16 protein-coding genes, 1 pseudogene and 1 riboswitch are annotated in these 15,698 nt (G+C 62.6%); of the genes and pseudogenes, 10 read left to right on the top strand and 7 right to left on the bottom strand.

Annotated elements, in window-relative coordinates; all coding sequences use genetic code 11:
* Positions 1–116: 116 nt before the first annotated feature.
* A pseudogene (locus tag ACP7BL_RS14880) lies at positions 117–770 on the bottom strand (ArdC family protein); the annotation flags it as partial.
* Positions 771–1,397: 627 nt separating this feature from the next.
* Here ACP7BL_RS14880 and ACP7BL_RS14885 point away from each other — a divergent pair.
* Positions 1,398–1,829 carry a nuclear transport factor 2 family protein gene (locus ACP7BL_RS14885; protein ID WP_012047157.1) on the top strand — a complete coding sequence of 144 codons (432 nt, stop codon included), beginning with the start codon at positions 1,398–1,400 and terminating at the stop codon, positions 1,827–1,829.
* Positions 1,830–1,912: 83 nt separating this feature from the next.
* On the opposite strand, the gene ACP7BL_RS14890 is transcribed toward ACP7BL_RS14885, so the two are convergent.
* The 3 genes from ACP7BL_RS14890 to ACP7BL_RS14900 are packed head-to-tail and all read right to left on the bottom strand — an operon-like array spanning position 1,913 to position 6,144.
* Positions 1,913–4,537, bottom strand: a complete 2,625-nt coding sequence (locus tag ACP7BL_RS14890) for an AAA family ATPase (RefSeq protein WP_012047156.1) — start codon at positions 4,535–4,537, stop codon at positions 1,913–1,915.
* 31 nt (positions 4,538–4,568) lie between these two features.
* A complete protein-coding gene (locus tag ACP7BL_RS14895) occupies positions 4,569–5,816 on the bottom strand; it encodes a type II toxin-antitoxin system HipA family toxin (protein ID WP_012047155.1) in 1,248 nt (415 codons plus the stop codon).
* Entirely contained in the window at positions 5,809–6,144 is a 336-nt protein-coding gene (locus ACP7BL_RS14900) for a helix-turn-helix domain-containing protein (RefSeq protein WP_041751084.1), read from the bottom strand. The genes ACP7BL_RS14895 and ACP7BL_RS14900 overlap by 8 nt, the downstream gene beginning before the upstream one ends.
* A 220-nt stretch (positions 6,145–6,364) precedes the next feature.
* A riboswitch (yybP-ykoY riboswitch) is annotated at positions 6,365–6,517 on the top strand.
* A gap of 59 nt (positions 6,518–6,576) precedes the next feature.
* Here ACP7BL_RS14900 and ACP7BL_RS14905 point away from each other — a divergent pair.
* Positions 6,577–7,098: a manganese efflux pump MntP family protein gene (locus tag ACP7BL_RS14905; RefSeq protein WP_310304185.1), complete on the top strand. Its 522-nt coding sequence runs from the start codon at positions 6,577–6,579 to the stop codon at positions 7,096–7,098.
* A 20-nt stretch (positions 7,099–7,118) separates the two neighbouring features.
* On the opposite strand, the gene ACP7BL_RS14910 is transcribed toward ACP7BL_RS14905, so the two are convergent.
* Together ACP7BL_RS14910 and ACP7BL_RS14915 are read right to left on the bottom strand one after the other, a co-directional pair.
* Positions 7,119–8,417, bottom strand: coding sequence for a site-specific integrase (locus ACP7BL_RS14910; protein ID WP_012047152.1), 1,299 nt, complete (start codon positions 8,415–8,417; stop codon positions 7,119–7,121).
* 148 nt (positions 8,418–8,565) lie between these two features.
* The gene (locus ACP7BL_RS14915; RefSeq protein ID WP_426258708.1) at positions 8,566–9,147 is read right to left on the bottom strand and encodes a JAB domain-containing protein; all 582 of its coding nucleotides are present in this window, start codon (positions 9,145–9,147) and stop codon (positions 8,566–8,568) included.
* A gap of 211 nt (positions 9,148–9,358) precedes the next feature.
* Between ACP7BL_RS14915 and ACP7BL_RS14920 the strand changes: the two genes are divergently transcribed.
* From ACP7BL_RS14920 to uvrC, 7 genes are all read left to right on the top strand, one after another.
* On the top strand, positions 9,359–9,643 hold the full coding sequence (locus ACP7BL_RS14920; RefSeq protein ID WP_426258709.1) for an AtpZ/AtpI family protein: 285 nt from the start codon (positions 9,359–9,361) through the stop codon (positions 9,641–9,643).
* A 20-nt stretch (positions 9,644–9,663) separates the two neighbouring features.
* A complete protein-coding gene (locus tag ACP7BL_RS14925) occupies positions 9,664–10,422 on the top strand; it encodes a F0F1 ATP synthase subunit A (protein ID WP_426258739.1) in 759 nt (252 codons plus the stop codon).
* A 42-nt stretch (positions 10,423–10,464) separates the two neighbouring features.
* Positions 10,465–10,695, top strand: coding sequence for a F0F1 ATP synthase subunit C (locus ACP7BL_RS14930; protein WP_029622390.1), 231 nt, complete (start codon positions 10,465–10,467; stop codon positions 10,693–10,695).
* A 19-nt stretch (positions 10,696–10,714) separates the two neighbouring features.
* On the top strand, positions 10,715–11,209 hold the full coding sequence (locus tag ACP7BL_RS14935) for an ATPase (protein ID WP_426258710.1): 495 nt from the start codon (positions 10,715–10,717) through the stop codon (positions 11,207–11,209).
* Positions 11,202–11,756, top strand: coding sequence for an ATP synthase subunit B (locus tag ACP7BL_RS14940; RefSeq protein WP_010403080.1), 555 nt, complete (start codon positions 11,202–11,204; stop codon positions 11,754–11,756). The genes ACP7BL_RS14935 and ACP7BL_RS14940 overlap by 8 nt, the downstream gene beginning before the upstream one ends.
* A gap of 106 nt (positions 11,757–11,862) precedes the next feature.
* Complete coding sequence (locus tag ACP7BL_RS14945) at positions 11,863–12,210, top strand: hypothetical protein (RefSeq protein WP_426258711.1); 348 nt, start codon at positions 11,863–11,865, stop codon at positions 12,208–12,210.
* Positions 12,211–12,330: 120 nt separating this feature from the next.
* A complete protein-coding gene (uvrC, locus tag ACP7BL_RS14950) occupies positions 12,331–14,253 on the top strand; it encodes an excinuclease ABC subunit UvrC (protein ID WP_426258712.1) in 1,923 nt (640 codons plus the stop codon).
* Positions 14,254–14,371: 118 nt separating this feature from the next.
* Here uvrC and ACP7BL_RS14955 read toward each other — a convergent pair whose 3' ends face one another.
* Entirely contained in the window at positions 14,372–14,716 is a 345-nt protein-coding gene (locus ACP7BL_RS14955) for a hypothetical protein (RefSeq protein ID WP_426258713.1), read from the bottom strand.
* 73 nt (positions 14,717–14,789) lie between these two features.
* Here ACP7BL_RS14955 and ACP7BL_RS14960 point away from each other — a divergent pair, with 73 nt between their 5' ends.
* A complete protein-coding gene (locus ACP7BL_RS14960) occupies positions 14,790–15,680 on the top strand; it encodes an AraC family transcriptional regulator (protein ID WP_426258714.1) in 891 nt (296 codons plus the stop codon).
* Positions 15,681–15,698 lie beyond the last annotated feature (18 nt).

Raw genomic sequence — 15,698 nt, forward strand, 5'->3', positions numbered from 1 at the left:
GATCATCACCAAGGCGGTCATTCGAAGCCGTCTGATTATGCCGAACTTCCGCATGGCTGATCCACGGAAAACCACCATTCTGAACGGCCATGCGGCATAACCCTGCGTTCGGCATAATGCCCCAGTTCGTGCAGGGCCGTGCGATGCCAGTTGATGGGTTCGAAATAGGCCTGCGGCGGCGGGACCATGACGAAATCGGGCCCCGGCGCGTAGAAGGCGCGGTTGCCGCCGATACGGAAGTCGATGCCGGTTGCGCGGATGAGCGCCTCGACTCTGGGCTCGATCAATCCGGGCGGCGGAGGCGGCGCAGCAACGGCAACGTCATCGGCGAGGTTTTCGCACTGGGCGGCGTTGAACACCGTGAACCGCTTCAGGAACGGGATCGCCTGGGCTTCCTCGCCGGTTTCACGTGCGCGGCGTTTTTCATCGTCGGGCACGAAGCGGTCAGCGTAGACGACGGTCGTGCCGTGCTCGCCCTTGCGGACATTGCCGCCTAGTGCGAGCGCCTGGCGGAAGGTGAGCCAGGTCTGTGCGGCATAACCGTGTTCGATCACGGCGCCCCAAAGGATCAGCACATTGATGCCTGAGTATTGCCGGCCGGTGGCGGCATTCCTCGGCATGGCGAGCGGCGCCTTTACCGCCGCCGTCCCCCAAGGCTGCACCCATGGGACGCGGCCGGCTTCTAGCTCGGCGACGATTTTGTCGGTGATCTCGTCATAGAGGTTCGCCCGGTCTGAGCCGGCGCGAGCGCTTGCGGTCTTTCTGGACATCGCGGGTCTCCGCGACGGGCGCCGGAGGCCTCTCCTCCAGCCCTCAACCCGTCACGGCAAACCTGTCCGCACTCTTACTCTAAAGGGGGCGTTGCGGGGATCTCCCCGCAGAAGGGGGTGTGCCGGCGACCAAGGCGCCGGCCGGGGGGAAGGCATTCCCCCTCAACCCGTCTTTCCGTATTGCCGCAATTGAGACTTTCCGGCTGAGCACAGAGCCGCTGAGCTAGAATCAACCCGCGTGAGATCCGCGTGGATCAGATTTGGCGAACGGCGCGATCACTACAGGAGGGCTCGTGGCGGAGCTCGGCACTTCGTTTTTGCCACCCCTGATACTGGCGATGGCCACCACGCATCCATCGGGGATCGCGCAGCCAGATTCCCACCGAATGGGTGGAAGATCGATTTGAGCATCTTCAACAATCACCGCGCCAAGGCGCCGCGCCCAGCCGTCCGAAGCGGAGGGCGGCGAGGCGAGGCGACCTATGCCGTGGCCGCCGAATAGCGGCCCCGGACTTCCTGCATCCCGAGAATTTGGCCGCGCACAAGCGCGCGGAAATCGGACGCCGAATGAGTTTAACCGCAGGAAACGGGTGGCCGAGATATCTGGCGAATGTCTATGCTAGAATTATGGATGCACAAACACCGGCACTTCGCGCTCTGATGCGTTTCTATGAGGCGGAAGCCCGTTACTCTGCTTCGGGATTGCCAGCCGATAGAGCTGCACTGCTCGAAACGTTGCATCCCGACATCGTTCTACACCAGCCGGATTCCCTGCCCTATGGAGGCCAATGGAGAGGCCGCGAAGAGTTCGGGCGCTGGATCGACTCGTTCGTCGAGACTTGGGTCGATATCAAACCGACAGACCCCGTCTTCCACACATGCGGCGACGATATCGTCGTCTGCACCGTAACAATGCGGGCCACCGCAAGATCGACCGGAGCGCTGATTGACATGCCGATGTGTCAGGTGATCCGGATCGCGGCAGACCAACCCGTTGAGTGGCGAAACTTCGCCTGGGATACCGCAATAATGCTGAAGGCGCTGGGCGGTTCGGTGTAGGCGATCACTTCTACACGCGCGCGGCGACGCCCGACATTCCCTTGCACACCGATCGATATCGACCGGCTTGGCGAGAAGCATAATTATGCGGCTTTCTCCTGCCGGGCCCGGATATCTGCAATCCACTTCTCCAGTGCATCAATCTCAGCTTCGATGGCCGTCGGTTCGGGTAGCCGCGGATTGAGCTCTCCCGGCTGGCTGTGAAGAAGGGCGGAACAACGCCCAAACGCTAACCGCATCGCGGTGCAGTCGCCATCCGTTAGTACGGTGAGTTTGATCAGTCCCGTGGTGTCGACCTTGCGTGACAAGCGGCGGATCACCGGCCCGACGGCCTCCTCGACGGCGCGCTCCCACGTGGTTCGAAGTTGATCCTGGAACGACGTGACCTCGCGCAGCCATCTCGCCTGGTCGCCGCGTTCATGGTGGATCTTGACGTTTGCGAGGTGCGCTCTCATGCCGTCAATGACCTTGTCGAGCGGCATGACGTTGGCCGGGGGATCCTGATGGCAGTAACCAGCATTTTCGGTGCCGCGGCTGATCAGGCGATACGCCACAGGCGTCGCTTCTCGATCCTTTGTCGTCCGGCAGGCTTCGTCGAGCAAGAGCAGAAACGCCATGTCGTGGGTGAAGACGATCACCTGGCGAGTCTGGCCAGCTTCTGCCAGACGGGCGGCGACCTTGTCTCGATGCAAGTGATCGAGTGACGACACCGGATCGTCGAACACGATCGCCGATTGCGCATCGATGGTCGATAGCTCGGCGAGAAAGGCGGCGAGCGCGACGCAGCGATGCTCGCCTTCGCTGAGGACCTTTCCCACTGGTTCGTTCGGCTTGTTGATCAGCCTGACCTGGAAGAAGGGAACGCCGGCGGTGGTCTTGGCTTGCTGAAGCTCGATCGCGAGGCCGGCGACGCCGAGCTTGTCGACTTCGATTGCGAACCGTCCGCGCAGGCGGTTGGTAACGAGCGCCTGGGCAATACGGGCGCTCTGGGTGGTGATCTTGTTCGTCGCCGTGTCCTTGCTGGCCTTGTCGATCGCTTCGATGGCTTTGAGGCGATCGATTTGGGCGAGCACATCGGTCTTCACAACGCCGAGCCATTTGCGGTCGCTGAGGCCGTCACGTTCAGTGATGAGCATGGCGCGCTCCGGTGAACTGGCGTCGGATTGCAGGGCCTGAATGCGCCCGGCGATGCCGGCCAGCACTGCGCGTAGCGGATCAAGAGAGAGGGCGGCAGCAGGAGGAAGGGCCGGCGGTGTCGCGAGAACGTGGGTGCGCAGGACTGCTCGCAACCGCCATGCGAGGTGGAGCATGTCGCGGCGCAAAGCGCTTGCGAGATCCTCGCGACCGATATCGTCTCGTATCAATGAGACGATTGCAGCGAGATCTTTCATCGAGACTGCCGCGGCCGAGACGCCCTGCAGGGCGTCGTCATAGGAGTCCGCCGCCTCCTGCTCGCGACGTTTGCTTTCGTCCTGCACAAAGGCCTCGAAGCTGCTGAGCCGTCTCGAGGCCTCCTCGCTGAGCGGCTGTTGACATAGGACGCAGTGCGCTTTGCTACCGGTCACCGGGAAAGGCTGTTTGGGATAGGCCGCCGCGCGCGAATAGTCGCGGGCGGCTTCCCACAGGATCTTCCAGACATCCGAGCCGATGTCCGGCAACGGTTCCTTGGAGAACAGGTTGGCGGACGCTGCGGCGGCGGCCATGCGCGCATTCGCAAGGTTCGTGTGGGCATCGCGAAGGGCCGTGCGATTGTCATCCGTGGCGGATGCGGCCAGGCGCTCGAGCTGCGTTATGATGCCGGTGATGCGCGTCTCTTGGCCCTGAAGCTGGCGGATTGTGCGAGCCGGATCGCTCGACAAATCGGCGGTGAGCGTTTGAAGGCGCGTCTCGTCCTCGGCGGTGAGGCCGGCGAGTTTCTCGACGGTTTCTGGCTTCGTCTTGCCCGAGAGACCGGCGATCAGCTTGCCGACCGGAGTGTTCTGCTTGCAGTCCGGCGTCGTCAGGATGGTGGGCGTTTGCTCCTGGAGGGCCTTGATTTCGGCGGCCAGCTTGCTCTTCACGTCCTGGCAGACTTGCGCGAGGCCCGCGAGGATGCGTAGCGGCAGCGGCGTATACGCGAGGTCGTTGGTGTTCTCGACATGGATATTGGCCGTGCGCGAGTCGAAGACGCTGACGGCGGACAGCATGGCGTCTGGCGAGCTGCCCTGCGTCCAAGCGGCATTGCGTTTTTGGGCGCCGATGAAGAACTCGACGCTGGCGGCTGGCGCGCCGCTCGTGGCGGCGTAGATGTTTGGCAGGATCGCGTCGCCCTTTGGCGAGCGCGCCCGGCAGAGCTGCTTCAGGACGCGGGCATAGCCGGATTTGCCGGCTCCGTTGTCGCCGTAGATGATGGTGAGGCCCGCTTTGCCGAAGGACAGCCGTTCGCCGGGAGCGAGGGCGTTGACGTTGGACAGACCGTAAAGGGCGCCGAGCGTCACCACGGCATGGCTCGCGGCGGGATCGCGGATATGGCTGGCGTCGAGTGGGGTGCCCTGATCGAGGCCCTTGCAGATCGCGGCCAACTCCACGACATCCGTGGCTTCCAGTTTAGGTTGGTTACAGAGGCGGCGCAGCGTGTCGCGCTGCCAGGCTGGCAGATCCGCGGACCACTTCAGGATGTCTGCGAGCGCCGTTGCTTCATTCGAAAGATCATCTTCTTGCTTATTCATTTGTGTCCCCCACTTGCCACCCGTCCTAGCGTCATAGGATCAACGCCCGCTTGAGGTCGTCGTGCTCGAAGGCGCTGGCCATACGGGTGATCTCGGTGGCGCGGGCGCACACCGCCTTGGCGGTGTCCCGCCATGTCGCGGTCACGGTCGCAACCTCTTTGATGATCGCGCGCGCCTGCGGCAGTGTGAGCGCGAAATACTCGGAGGCGGCCTCCAGCAGTTCGAGCGAGCACGTGCCTTCGTCGAGATCGATGTTCGTCGTCAGCACCCGCGCCTTGAGATCGGTCGGGACGGGATTGAGATCGTAGGCCGGTGAGAGCGACCAGCCTGCCTTGCCCAGCCACAGGAAGCCGTGATTGCGAAGGTGATCGTCGACATTGGAGATCAGGACGTTGAAGACCACGCGCCGATAAAGGGCATGGGCATCCGTCTTGCCCTGGGCGCCATGTTCGGCAAGAGCGTCGACAATCTCCGGGTAGCTGCCGCGCTCGCCATCCTTCGCGCCCATCATCGCCATTGCCGAAAGGAACGGAATTCGGATGGCGCCCTCGCGATCAAAGCGTCGCGAAAGCATGACGGCCTTACCGGCTACGCTGATCAGCTCGTGTTGAGGAGTCGTGATGCCGGCACGGCCAGCCAGCCGCAGAGCAATCTCCTCCCAGGTCTCCATGCTATAATCGTCCGTCTCCTTCGGGAATTTGGCGATGGAGAGGTGACCGTGCTGGTCGATTACTGATGCTTTGGGGCGTGCGCCGCCGAGGGAGGAGCCGGGAGCGAAGATGAGCTGGAGATCTTCGTCCGTCTCCTCGTCGCGCAGGATGCGCTCGGTGATCTGGAGAAGTCGGCCAAGTTCGATCAAAGCTGGAACGCCGGCGCGGATTGGCGCCTGGAACGCGTCTTCGCCGACCCAGCGGAAGCGAAGCGCGCCGAGCCGGGTTTCGTCGGCGACACCGAGCAAATAATCGCTTTCGACAAGAGTGCGGACGGCACGGCCTTCGCGATCAGCAAGGCGGCGCTCAGCGCGCTGCATGAGGCGGCGTCCCCATGTGTCGGGTGCGGAATCGCCTATCGAGCCGAAGGTGGCAAGGCCGGCTGGCGGCGCGAAGGCGCCGCGGGTCAGCGCCAGAGCGGGCTCCAACGAGAAGCGCTCCGGGTCTTCCAGCCAAGCACCTTCATACTCAAAGAGGATGGTCTCGGCGCCTCGCACACGATTGCTTCTCGCCAATCCGATCAGGCGGGTGCGGCCGTTAAGGTCGATATGAACCTCGAAGTCAGCCATCGCGGGACGATCCCGCCGACCGCTTCAAGTGGATGTGCTTGGGCAGCTCGGCGCTGGCGAGCGCCTGGCCGACGCTGTCGTTGCTGATGTCGGCGATCCGGGTCAGACCGTCGAGCAGGCCGAGGGCTTGAAGCACGCCGGCATAAATGCCGACGCTAACGTTGGTGTCGCCTGCCTCGACCTTCTGCAGGGTCGAGCGCGACGTGAAAGCCCGCTCGGCCACGACCGCCATGGGCAGCTTGCGGCGACGGCGAGCGTCATGGATGTCCGCGCCGAGCTTGCGCAGGGCGCGCCGCACGGCTGCTGGAGGGTTATGGGGAGTGGGCATTTGACACCTTCACACTACATATTGAGCAGATATGTAGCAGGAAGATTACAATTTTCCTAGCTCCCAGCCGCAGGATGCGGCAGTCATCCTACCAGACCGCTTGGAGGCGGGCCGTCCGAAGCCTGAAGACCAAGGCTCCACCTGCAAATGAGTATTATAAGCGCAAGTATCTGATGGGTATCGACTTTTAGATTTTGACTTTGCCGATGTCGCTTCCTATCTCTTCCGCATCGGGGAGTAGCCACCGCTCAGACAGCGGGATCACGCCAACAGGCTCGCGCCATGCGCGTGGTGTGATCAGCCGGTTTTTCACCGGCCCGGCAAGACCGTGGTGAAACTCGCCTTTGTCGGACAGGTGAGGGCCACCCGGTTCAATGTCCGTTTGGTTATCCTGCTATGTCCCCTTTTGCAGTCGTCCTGCTTGCTTTCAGCATGTCCGTCGATGCCTTTGCGGTTTCCGTGGGTAGAGGCGCAGCCCTTGGCCGCCCGCGATATTCAGAAGCGCTACGCAGCGGTGCGGTCTTTGGTGTAGTCGAGGCGATCACGCCTGTTATCGGTTGGGTTGCCGGCGTTGCCGCGAGCAGCTTCGTCCAGGCTGTTGATCACTGGCTCGCCTTTGGCCTGCTCGCTGCGGTTGGTCTTCATATGCTCTATGCGGCCGTATGGAAGAAAGCCGACGCCAAGCCAGTGGGCCGATCGTTTACAGTCTTGATGGCAACCGCAATCGGCACGAGCCTCGATGCAATGGCCGTCGGCGTCTCTTTGGCCTTTCTGAACGTCAACATTGTTGTGGTTGCGACCGCGATTGGCCTTGCGACGTTCCTCATGTCGTCGGGGGGCATGCTTATCGGTCGGCTGATCGGCGAGCACTTCGGCCGCATTGCGGAGGCTGTCGCTGGGATCGCGCTTTTCGGTCTGGGATTGTCAATCCTTATAGAGCACCTGACGGCTTAGAGCGATTTTGCGGACGCCTCTCAGGCTGCATGTTGGGTGGCGCCTTCAACGCCCGAACGGATATTCGGTCTAGATGTCTCTCTTGCCGGCTTGGGGCGCTTCTTGGTTAGCATCGCTCGGACGAATGCATTCCACTTCTTCATGGCTGCCCGCTTCTCGGGCATGTAACTCCAACGATCGTAGCTCTTCGAACTGACATCCTGGAGCGTGTGGTTCTGTATGCGGTCGCGAATTTCTTTGGAGAGGCCGGCCTGACCTGCGAGCGTCTTCCAGGTTCTGCGCAGATCGCGGTTGGTCACGACAGGGATCACCTCGCGCTCGCGCTGACGCCACATGAAAGAGTACAGCGTGCCGTGGCTGACGGGCTTGGTTGGGTCGGTCGCGGAGGGGAAAAACCAGCCGTGTGCGTTGGGCTTGATCGATTCGATTAACTCCGCCGCCACTTCCGGGACCGGAATGGCGTGTGGCTTGCCATTCTTGGTCTTTGACCAGTCGATGATCCGCTCCTTCGCGTCCCACTGATCGACATGCAGGCGGGCGATTTCCTCCACGCGCTGCCCCGTGAGCATGAGAATGCGAACGGCCCGTGTGTAAGGCGGATGCACGGGCGCGTCCGGACATTCAAGCCAACGGTACAGGCGTAGGAATTCTTCTTCATCAAGCCAGCGAGTGCCGACTTTCTTGGGCTCTGTGGGGATGCCGGCGGCGGGATTGTAGACCAGCCGGAAACGCCGCTGCGACGCGTTGCGGTAGTCGTGTTCCGATTTCAGACCCCAGCTATATGCGGATCGGATGTAACTGCGGACGTGATCTGCCATGGAGCGCTTACCGCGGTCATAGATCGGTCGGATGAGATCGGTGATTTCGTCGGGCTCGATGTCGCGAGCGGGCCGATTGCGGCCGAGGGTGTCGGCGATCTTGTTGAGGCCTTTCTCAGCCTCTTTCCAAGATGACTTTTCGGATGCCTTCAGGTGAGCGACATAGGCTTCGAAGAGATCGGCCACGGTGCCGGGACGCGTGTCGCCGGCGATCTTGATGCTGCGGCCCTTCTGGATCATGTCGGCGAAATCGCGTGTGAAAACTTCGCGCGCTTTGCTGAGCGACATGGATGGGTATGAGCCCAGTTTCTTCTTGAAGCGCTTCTGATCGCGCCACTGCTGCGCCATCCAATCGGCGGTGACGCGCGTGGGCATGGGCTTCATGACCAGGACAAGGCGACCGGTGCCATGTCCTTCGCCATCGACCAGGCTTAGCTGTTTGCCGGTCTGCTCCACCTGCTTCAGCGCGCGGCGAATTTCTCCATCGGTAAGGCTTGGCACTGGGCTCTCCCATTGGCTTTCAAGTGGGGTCGCCAGACGGCTAGCAGGGGTCGGCGACTGGGGTCACAAGGGCGATCGATCCCCCTCAAAACCGACCCCAATATGCCACAACGTCCTGCGCTACGACAAGCCTAAAAGTTCAAGTGATTCAACGGTTAGGAGCGTGATCGAGCGTGATGGAAATAGGTTGAGTGGGATGGTTGTGGACCAGAATGATCGCGGCGGAGCCCAGGTCGATCGCACGCCGGATGACTTCGCGCACATACAGCGCTGCCTCGTCGATCGAGCCCTCGCTCATCGCCTCGTCGCGAATCAGCATGTTGCGCGTGTTGAGATGCAGCACGCGGACCCGTTCGTTGGTGCGGTGCGCCATGTCGGCGTGAAGATAGTCGATCAAGGCCTGCCAACTTGCCAGCACCGGCTGCGCGCTGGCCTGAACGCGCAGCAGCCGCAGCGCGGTCGCCTGCACGACCTTGATCGCTGCAACCGATGTATCGCCCATGCCGGGGACGCGCAGCAATGCCTCCGGATCGGCGCTGAACAGGCCGCCGACCCCGCCGAATTCGGCTAGCAGCGCTTTCGCCAGCGGCTTGGTGTCGCGCCGGGGAATCGCCAGCGCCAAAAGATATTCCACCAATTCATGGTCGAGCAGAGCGTCGCCGCCCTGTTCGATCAAGCGCTGGCGCAGTCGTGCGCGGTGTCCGGCATGATCGGGGAGGGGCGTGCTCATCGAAGTAAAGGAGTATCGCGCGCCGAGACGATAGGCAACGCAGAGGGCTGGGCAGAGGGGTGGGCAGCGGTCCGGATCGGCCACAAGAGTTGACACCCCCCGGTCACCTTCCTAAACGGCGCGTGAACGGGGCTCTTTCCCCACGATCCCCGATGTTCACCGTCGCGGTGCCAAAGGCACGGCGGCGTTTTCTTATCAGGATAAGCGCCCCTTGGCCGACGTACACCAGAAGAACGACCTGGATGCCCGCATCGCTTCGGCGAAGGCGGCTGGCCAGGTGCGTGCTGGTGGGGTGTTGCCCCCGGCGAAAGGCTATTCGCAGGGCGCGCGCGTATTGACGCTGCTGCTGGGGGCCTTGTTCGGTGGCGGAGTCATGGGCTGGGCGCTCGACCATTGGTTGGGAACCTCGCCCTGGGCGCTGCTGATCGTCTTGACGCTCGCGGTGATCGGGGCATTCCTTAACATCATCAAGATTTCGAAGGAGCGCGCGGAGTGAGCGCCGGCAAAATCGATCCGATGGAACAGTTCAAGGTCGAGCCCGTATTGGGCCGGCATCTGGACCTGTTCGGCTATGACGTATCCTTCACCAACTCGGCGCTGTTCATGATCGTCGTGTTCGTGTTGCTCGCTGTGTTCATGGCGGGTGGCCTGAAGCGCCAGCTCGTGCCCGGCCGCTGGCAGGTTGCGGCAGAAGATGCGGTCAGCTTCATCGACAATATGGTGACGGTGAACATCGGTTCGGGCGGCAAGAAATTTGCGCCCTACATCTTCTCGCTGTTCTTCTTTATCCTGTTCGCCAATCTCATCGGCGTGCTGCCGCTGGCGATCCTGCCGGGTCTGCATACCTTTGCGGTGACCAGCCACATTACGGTGACGGCGGTACTGGCGTTCCTCTCGTTCGGCATCGTGCTGGTGGTTGGCTTCGCGACGCATGGCCTGAAGTTCTTCAGCCTGTTCGTTCCGCACGGTGCGCCTGCCTGGCTGATGCCGGTCATCATCCCGGTCGAATTCGTCTCGTTCATGGTGCGCCCCTTCTCGCTCGGTCTGCGACTGTTCGTCGCGATGACGGCTGGGCACATCCTGCTCGAAGTGTTCGGCAGCTTCGTGGTGCAGGGCCTCAATGCGGGCGGCGCGCTTGGGCCTATCGTCAGCGTGCTCAGCTTCGTGATGATCGTCGGGGTCAGCGCGCTGGAGTTGCTGGTGTGTGCGATCCAGGCCTATGTGTTTGCGCTGTTGACGTCGCTGTACCTGCACGACGCGGTGCACCTGCACTAATCTTTTCAATACCCTCACTACGCAATTCTCAAGGAGCCTATCATGGATCATACTTCTGCAATGTACATCGGTGCCGGCCTCGCGGCGATCGGCGTTGGTCTGGCCGCGCTCGGCGTGGGCAACGTGTTCGGTTCGTTCCTCGAAGGCGCACTGCGCAACCCGGGTGCCGCAGACGGCCAACAGGGCCGCCTGTTCATCGGCTTCGCGGCTTCGGAACTTCTGGGTCTGATCGCGTTCGTCGTCGCGATTCTCATCCTCTTCGTCGTCAAGTAAGCAAGAGCGAGCGCCACCAATGCCGCAGATTTCCCAGATTGGCGAGATTTACGCCTCGCAGCTGTTCTGGCTCGCGATCGTATTCGCGCTGATCTATTTCGGGATCGGCAAGGCGATGGTCCCCAAGATCGAGGCGACGATCGAAGATCGTAACGGCCGGATTGCGGGGGACATCGCTGCGGCGGAGGCGGCGCGCGCTGCTGCGCTCACCTCCGAGCGCGATTATCAGGCGGGGCTCGAATCCGCGCGTGCCACGGCGGCCGTCGCCCTCGGCGAAGCCAAGGCGCGGGCGGTTGCCGGCACCGAGGCCAAGCTGAAGACCAGCGACGCCGCGCTGGCCGCGCAACTCGATGCCGCCACCGGTCGCATCGGTGCCGCAAAGGTGCAGGCGCTCGCCGAAATCGAGACCAATACGGTGGACGCGGTCGAACAGATTGTCGCCAAGCTTTCGGGCGTGGCGGTCGACCGCACGACCATCGAAACGCAGGTTAAGGCAGAGCTGGCACATGGCTGACGGTCAAGCAGTCAAGACGATGGAGCATACCGGGGCCACCGAGCTGCATCACGAAATGGCGTTCATGGGCATCACCCCGCCGATGTTCGTCGCGCTGTCGATGCTGGTCGTCATCGCGATCATGATCTGGCAAAAAGTGCCAAAGATGGTCGCGGGCATGCTCGACAGCCGTATTGCCACCATCCGTGGCCAGTTGGAGGAAGCCTCCAAGCTGCGCGCGGAAGCCGAGGCACAGCTTGCCGAGGCCAAGGCGCGTAACGCGGCGAGCGCCGGCGATGCCGCCGCTATCGTCGCCCATGCCGAAGCTGAAGCAGCCGCGATGCTGGCCAAGGCTGAGGCCGATCTCGCCGATTTGATCGCACGCCGCCAGACAATGGCCGAAGACAAGATTGCCGGTGCCGAACGCACCGCCATCGCCGAGGTCCGCGCTCGCGCCGCTGACGCGGCCACCCGCGCCGCCGCGACGATCATCGCGCAGCGTCACGGTGCCGATGCCGACAAGGCGCTGGTCGACCGGACCATTGCCGGGCTGGGCAAGCTCAACTGACGGAAATGCGCCTGTTATCGCGGGTGCATTTCGTTTCGCCACTGATCGGGGTATCGTCAGCCTTGCGGTGATTCGCGCCGCTTACCTTTCGAAAGAGGCTGTCCCCATGAAGTCTGTCGTTATCGCCGCGGCCGTCGCCTTTATTGCAGCGCCGCTCGCCGCCCAGACGGCGCCTGCGCCGGCCCCCGCATCGGCTCCCGCCGTCGCTGCACCCGCAACGACCGCAACCGCAACCGGGGCCGCAAAGTTCGATCTCGACACGCCGATCGAGACGATTGCTGCCAACACGGCCGGCAAGACCGTGCTCGACACCGACCTGCAGAACATCACCGCGCACCCGATGTACGATTCGTTCAAGGGTATGTCGCTCAACCAAGTCGCACCGTTGTCGCAGGGCGCGCTGACCGACGCCGCGCTGGCCAAGGTCAAGGCCGATCTCGCCGCGATCAAGTAACCTACTCTAGCGCCTCTATCGGCGGCGGTGGGGCAACCCACCGCCGCTTTTTCGTGTGTGGTGGCGTGCGCAGCAACGAAGCCGTGGCATCCCGGCGCGCGAATGCCTAGATCATCGACAATGTCCGATCCCAACGCCCCGACACGCTTCAACGAAGACAAGGCCACCTTCACCGTCCGCGGCAGCGACACACCCGATCTCGATGCCGGGGTCGCCGCGATCCGCAACGTGCTGGCGACGCTCCCGGCGCGGCCTGGCGTCTATCGTATGCTCGATGCGCGGGGGGACGTGCTGTACGTCGGCAAGGCGCGCGCGCTCAAAAACCGCGTCACCAATTACACGCAGGTCGAGCGCCTTTCGCGGCGTTTGCAGCGCATGGTGGCGCAAACGCGCGCGATGACGATCGTCACGACCAATAACGAGGCGGAGGCGCTGCTGCTCGAGGCGCAACTCATCAAACGCTACCGCCCAGCCTACAACGTGCTGCTGCGCGATGATAAATCCTTTCCTTTCATCCTGTTACGTGCCGATCAGGATTTTCCGCGGATCCAGAAACATCGCGGCGCGCGGCGCGCCAAGGGCAATTATTACGGCCCCTTCGCCAGCGCCGGTGCGGTCAACAACACCTTGAACGCACTGCAAAAACTGTTCCTGCTGCGCAGCTGCACCGACGGTTTCTTCAAGAACCGCGACCGGCCGTGCCTGCTCTACCAGATCAAGCGCTGCTCCGCCCCCTGTGTCGGCCGTATCGATGCGGCGGGTTATGCCGAACTCGTCGGCGACGCCAAGGCGTTCCTCGCTGGCAAATCGACCGAAGTGCAGGCCAAACTCGGCGGCCAAATGCAGGAAGCCGCCGAGGCGATGGACTTTGAACTCGCCGCGATCCTGCGCGATCGTCTGCGCGCGCTGACCTTCATCCAGGGCAGCCAGGCGATCAATGCCGAGGGGCTGGGCGATGCCGATATCTTTGCGATGGCCAACAAGAATGGGGTGATCGGCATCCAGGCCTTCTTCATTCGCGGCGGGCAGAATTGGGGGCATCGCAGCTTCTTCCCTGCGCACACCGCCGATGTGCCCGAGGATGAAATCCTGGCCGGCTTCCTCGCGCAATTTTACGAAGAAGTCCCCCCGCCGCGCACCGTATTGCTCGACCGCGAGCTGGACGAGGCGGTGCTACTCGGCGAGGCGCTGGGCGGGCAGGCGGGGTTCAAGGTCACGCTGTCGATGCCGCAGCGGGGCACGCGCCGCAAATTGCTCGATCAGGCCAAGCGCAATGCCGAGGAAGCGCTCGACCGGCGGCTGGCCGAGAGCACCACGCAGGCGAAGCTGCTGCGCGAAGTGGCAGAACTTTTCGATTTGCCCGAGCCGCCCGACCGGATCGAGATTTACGACAACAGCCATATCCAAGGCACCAATGCACTCGGCGCGATGGTCGTCGCTGGCCCGGAGGGCTTCCGCAAGGGCCAGTATCGCAAGTTCAACATCAAGAACCCCGACACCATTCCGGGCGACGATTTCGGCATGATGCGCGAAGTGTTCGCACGGCGTTTCGCGCGCGCGCAGAATGAGGATCCCGATCGCGACGCGGGCGACTGGCCCGATTTGGTGCTGATCGACGGCGGGCGCGGGCAGCTCAATGCGGTGAAGGGCGTGCTGGAGGAATTGGGGATCGAGGACGTGTGTCTGGTCGGCATCGCCAAGGGCCCACACCATGGGCGCGACGGGCGCGAAGTGTTCCACATGCTCGATGGGCGCGAGTTTCAGCTCCCGGTCAATGCGCCGGTGCTATTCTACCTCCAGCGGCTGCGCGACGAAGTCCATCGCTTCGCGATCGGCGCGCATCGCGCCAAGCGGGCGAAAGCGATCGGTGCGTCACCGCTGGATGACGTGCCCGGCATCGGCCCGGCGCGGAAGAAGGCGTTGCTGATGCACTTCGGCACGGCTCGGGCGGTCCGCAACGCGAGCCTTGAAGATCTGCAAAAGGCCCCCGGCGTCAGCGCGGCGGTCGCGCAACAGCTTTACGACTTTTTTCACGCGCGCTGACGCTACGTCTCCCCGTTCGTTTCGAGCATCGTCGAGAAACCGGGCACAGCGGGTGTGGCTGTTTCCCGACTTCGCTCGAAACGAACGGAGCGGGGGATCTCGCGTGACGCGATCCCGATCAGCCCTCGGCAGGAGGTGCGAACGACAGCTCTTCGTCGGCGAGCGTCGCGGCGATGCTTCGGTTGGTGACGAGGCGGAAGATCCCGTAAAGCAGGACCAGAGCCGGGAGGATATTGAGGTAATCGGGCGCACTCACGATGTGCAAAGCCGAAAACAAGACAAGTGCGGCACCAACGATAAACGACCCAGCACGGTCCATCATCACTCTCCTCGATTTTTTATTCTTGACGACAAGCTGCAATGCACCGTGACGGTCGTCAATCGGAAAGTTGACGGGCGGCGCGCGCTGATGTCGAGCGGTGATGGACGTGTCGATTGCGATCCCTTGTGCAGCGTTGCGCACAACCGCAACATCGGTCGAGCGTCGCGCTTGGCTTGTCCGCTATTTCGGCTGGGCCACCCATAAGGACCAAGCAATGTCGAAGCGCCCAACCAATCCAGCACGCTATCATTCGCGGATGCAGCGGGTGCTGGCCTATATCGACCGTCATCTCGACGAAGATGTGGGATTGGAGACGTTGAGCGCCGTGGCGGCGTTCTCACCCTATCATTTCCATCGGCAGTTCAGTGCCATTTTCGGGTTGTCGCTGCATCGCTACGTGCAATTGGCGCGGATGAAACGGGCGTCTTGGCGGCTTGCCTATCGCAGCGCGGATTCGGTCACGGAGATTGCATTGGATGCTGGCTATGAGGCACCGGACAGCTTTGCCCGCGCCTTTCGCCAACGGATGGGGCAAGCGCCGACGGCATTTCGCGAGGATCCGGACTGGGCGGCATGGGCAGCGGCAATGGTGCCACTGGCCGAAGCACGGAGCCTGATGATGACGCAGAATTTCTCGATCGATACTGTGGTGGTGCGGGAGGAAGCCGACATTCCCGTGGCGTTCCTGACGCATAAGGGGGCACCGGAACGGCTGGGAGAGACGATCCGCCGCTTCATCGATTGGCGCAAGGCGAGTGGCGTGCGTGCTGCAAGCCATGCCACCTACACCATTTTCCACAATGACCCAGACAGCGTGGCACCAGAGGACTATCAGATCGACCTTGCCGCCGCCACCGACCGGACGATCACCGCTGCCGATGGTGGCATCGAGGCGGGGCTTATTCCGGCCGGGCGGTGCGCCGTATTGCGCATCGTCGGCGCAAGCGACAATCTGCGACCCGCCGCCGCGTTTCTCTATGGAACATGGCTACCGGCGAGCGGGGAAGAGCTCCGCGACTTTCCCCTTTATGCCCAGCGCGTTCGGTTTTTCCCCGATGTGCCCGAGCATGAAGCGATCACCGACCTGTTCTTGCCGCTTCAATAGCGCTTAAGACCACCGGAA

The organism is Sphingomonas sp. DC1600-2 (genome assembly GCF_049897605.1).
Classification (GTDB): Bacteria; Pseudomonadota; Alphaproteobacteria; order Sphingomonadales; family Sphingomonadaceae; genus Sphingomonas.

Coding starts and splice junctions, on each gene's coding strand:
- ACP7BL_RS14885 (WP_012047157.1), top strand. CDS start 1,398: ATGGATGCACAAACACCGGCACTTCGCGCTCTGATGCGTTTCTATGAG.
- ACP7BL_RS14890 (WP_012047156.1), bottom strand. CDS start 4,537: ATGAATAAGCAAGAAGATGATCTTTCGAATGAAGCAACGGCGCTCGCA.
- ACP7BL_RS14895 (WP_012047155.1), bottom strand. CDS start 5,816: ATGGCTGACTTCGAGGTTCATATCGACCTTAACGGCCGCACCCGCCTG.
- ACP7BL_RS14900 (WP_041751084.1), bottom strand. CDS start 6,144: ATGCCCACTCCCCATAACCCTCCAGCAGCCGTGCGGCGCGCCCTGCGC.
- ACP7BL_RS14905 (WP_310304185.1), top strand. CDS start 6,577: ATGTCCGTCGATGCCTTTGCGGTTTCCGTGGGTAGAGGCGCAGCCCTT.
- ACP7BL_RS14915 (WP_426258708.1), bottom strand. CDS start 9,147: ATGAGCACGCCCCTCCCCGATCATGCCGGACACCGCGCACGACTGCGC.
- ACP7BL_RS14925 (WP_426258739.1), top strand. CDS start 9,664: ATGGAACAGTTCAAGGTCGAGCCCGTATTGGGCCGGCATCTGGACCTG.
- ACP7BL_RS14930 (WP_029622390.1), top strand. CDS start 10,465: ATGGATCATACTTCTGCAATGTACATCGGTGCCGGCCTCGCGGCGATC.
- ACP7BL_RS14935 (WP_426258710.1), top strand. CDS start 10,715: ATGCCGCAGATTTCCCAGATTGGCGAGATTTACGCCTCGCAGCTGTTC.
- ACP7BL_RS14940 (WP_010403080.1), top strand. CDS start 11,202: ATGGCTGACGGTCAAGCAGTCAAGACGATGGAGCATACCGGGGCCACC.
- ACP7BL_RS14945 (WP_426258711.1), top strand. CDS start 11,863: ATGAAGTCTGTCGTTATCGCCGCGGCCGTCGCCTTTATTGCAGCGCCG.
- uvrC (WP_426258712.1), top strand. CDS start 12,331: ATGTCCGATCCCAACGCCCCGACACGCTTCAACGAAGACAAGGCCACC.
- ACP7BL_RS14960 (WP_426258714.1), top strand. CDS start 14,790: ATGTCGAAGCGCCCAACCAATCCAGCACGCTATCATTCGCGGATGCAG.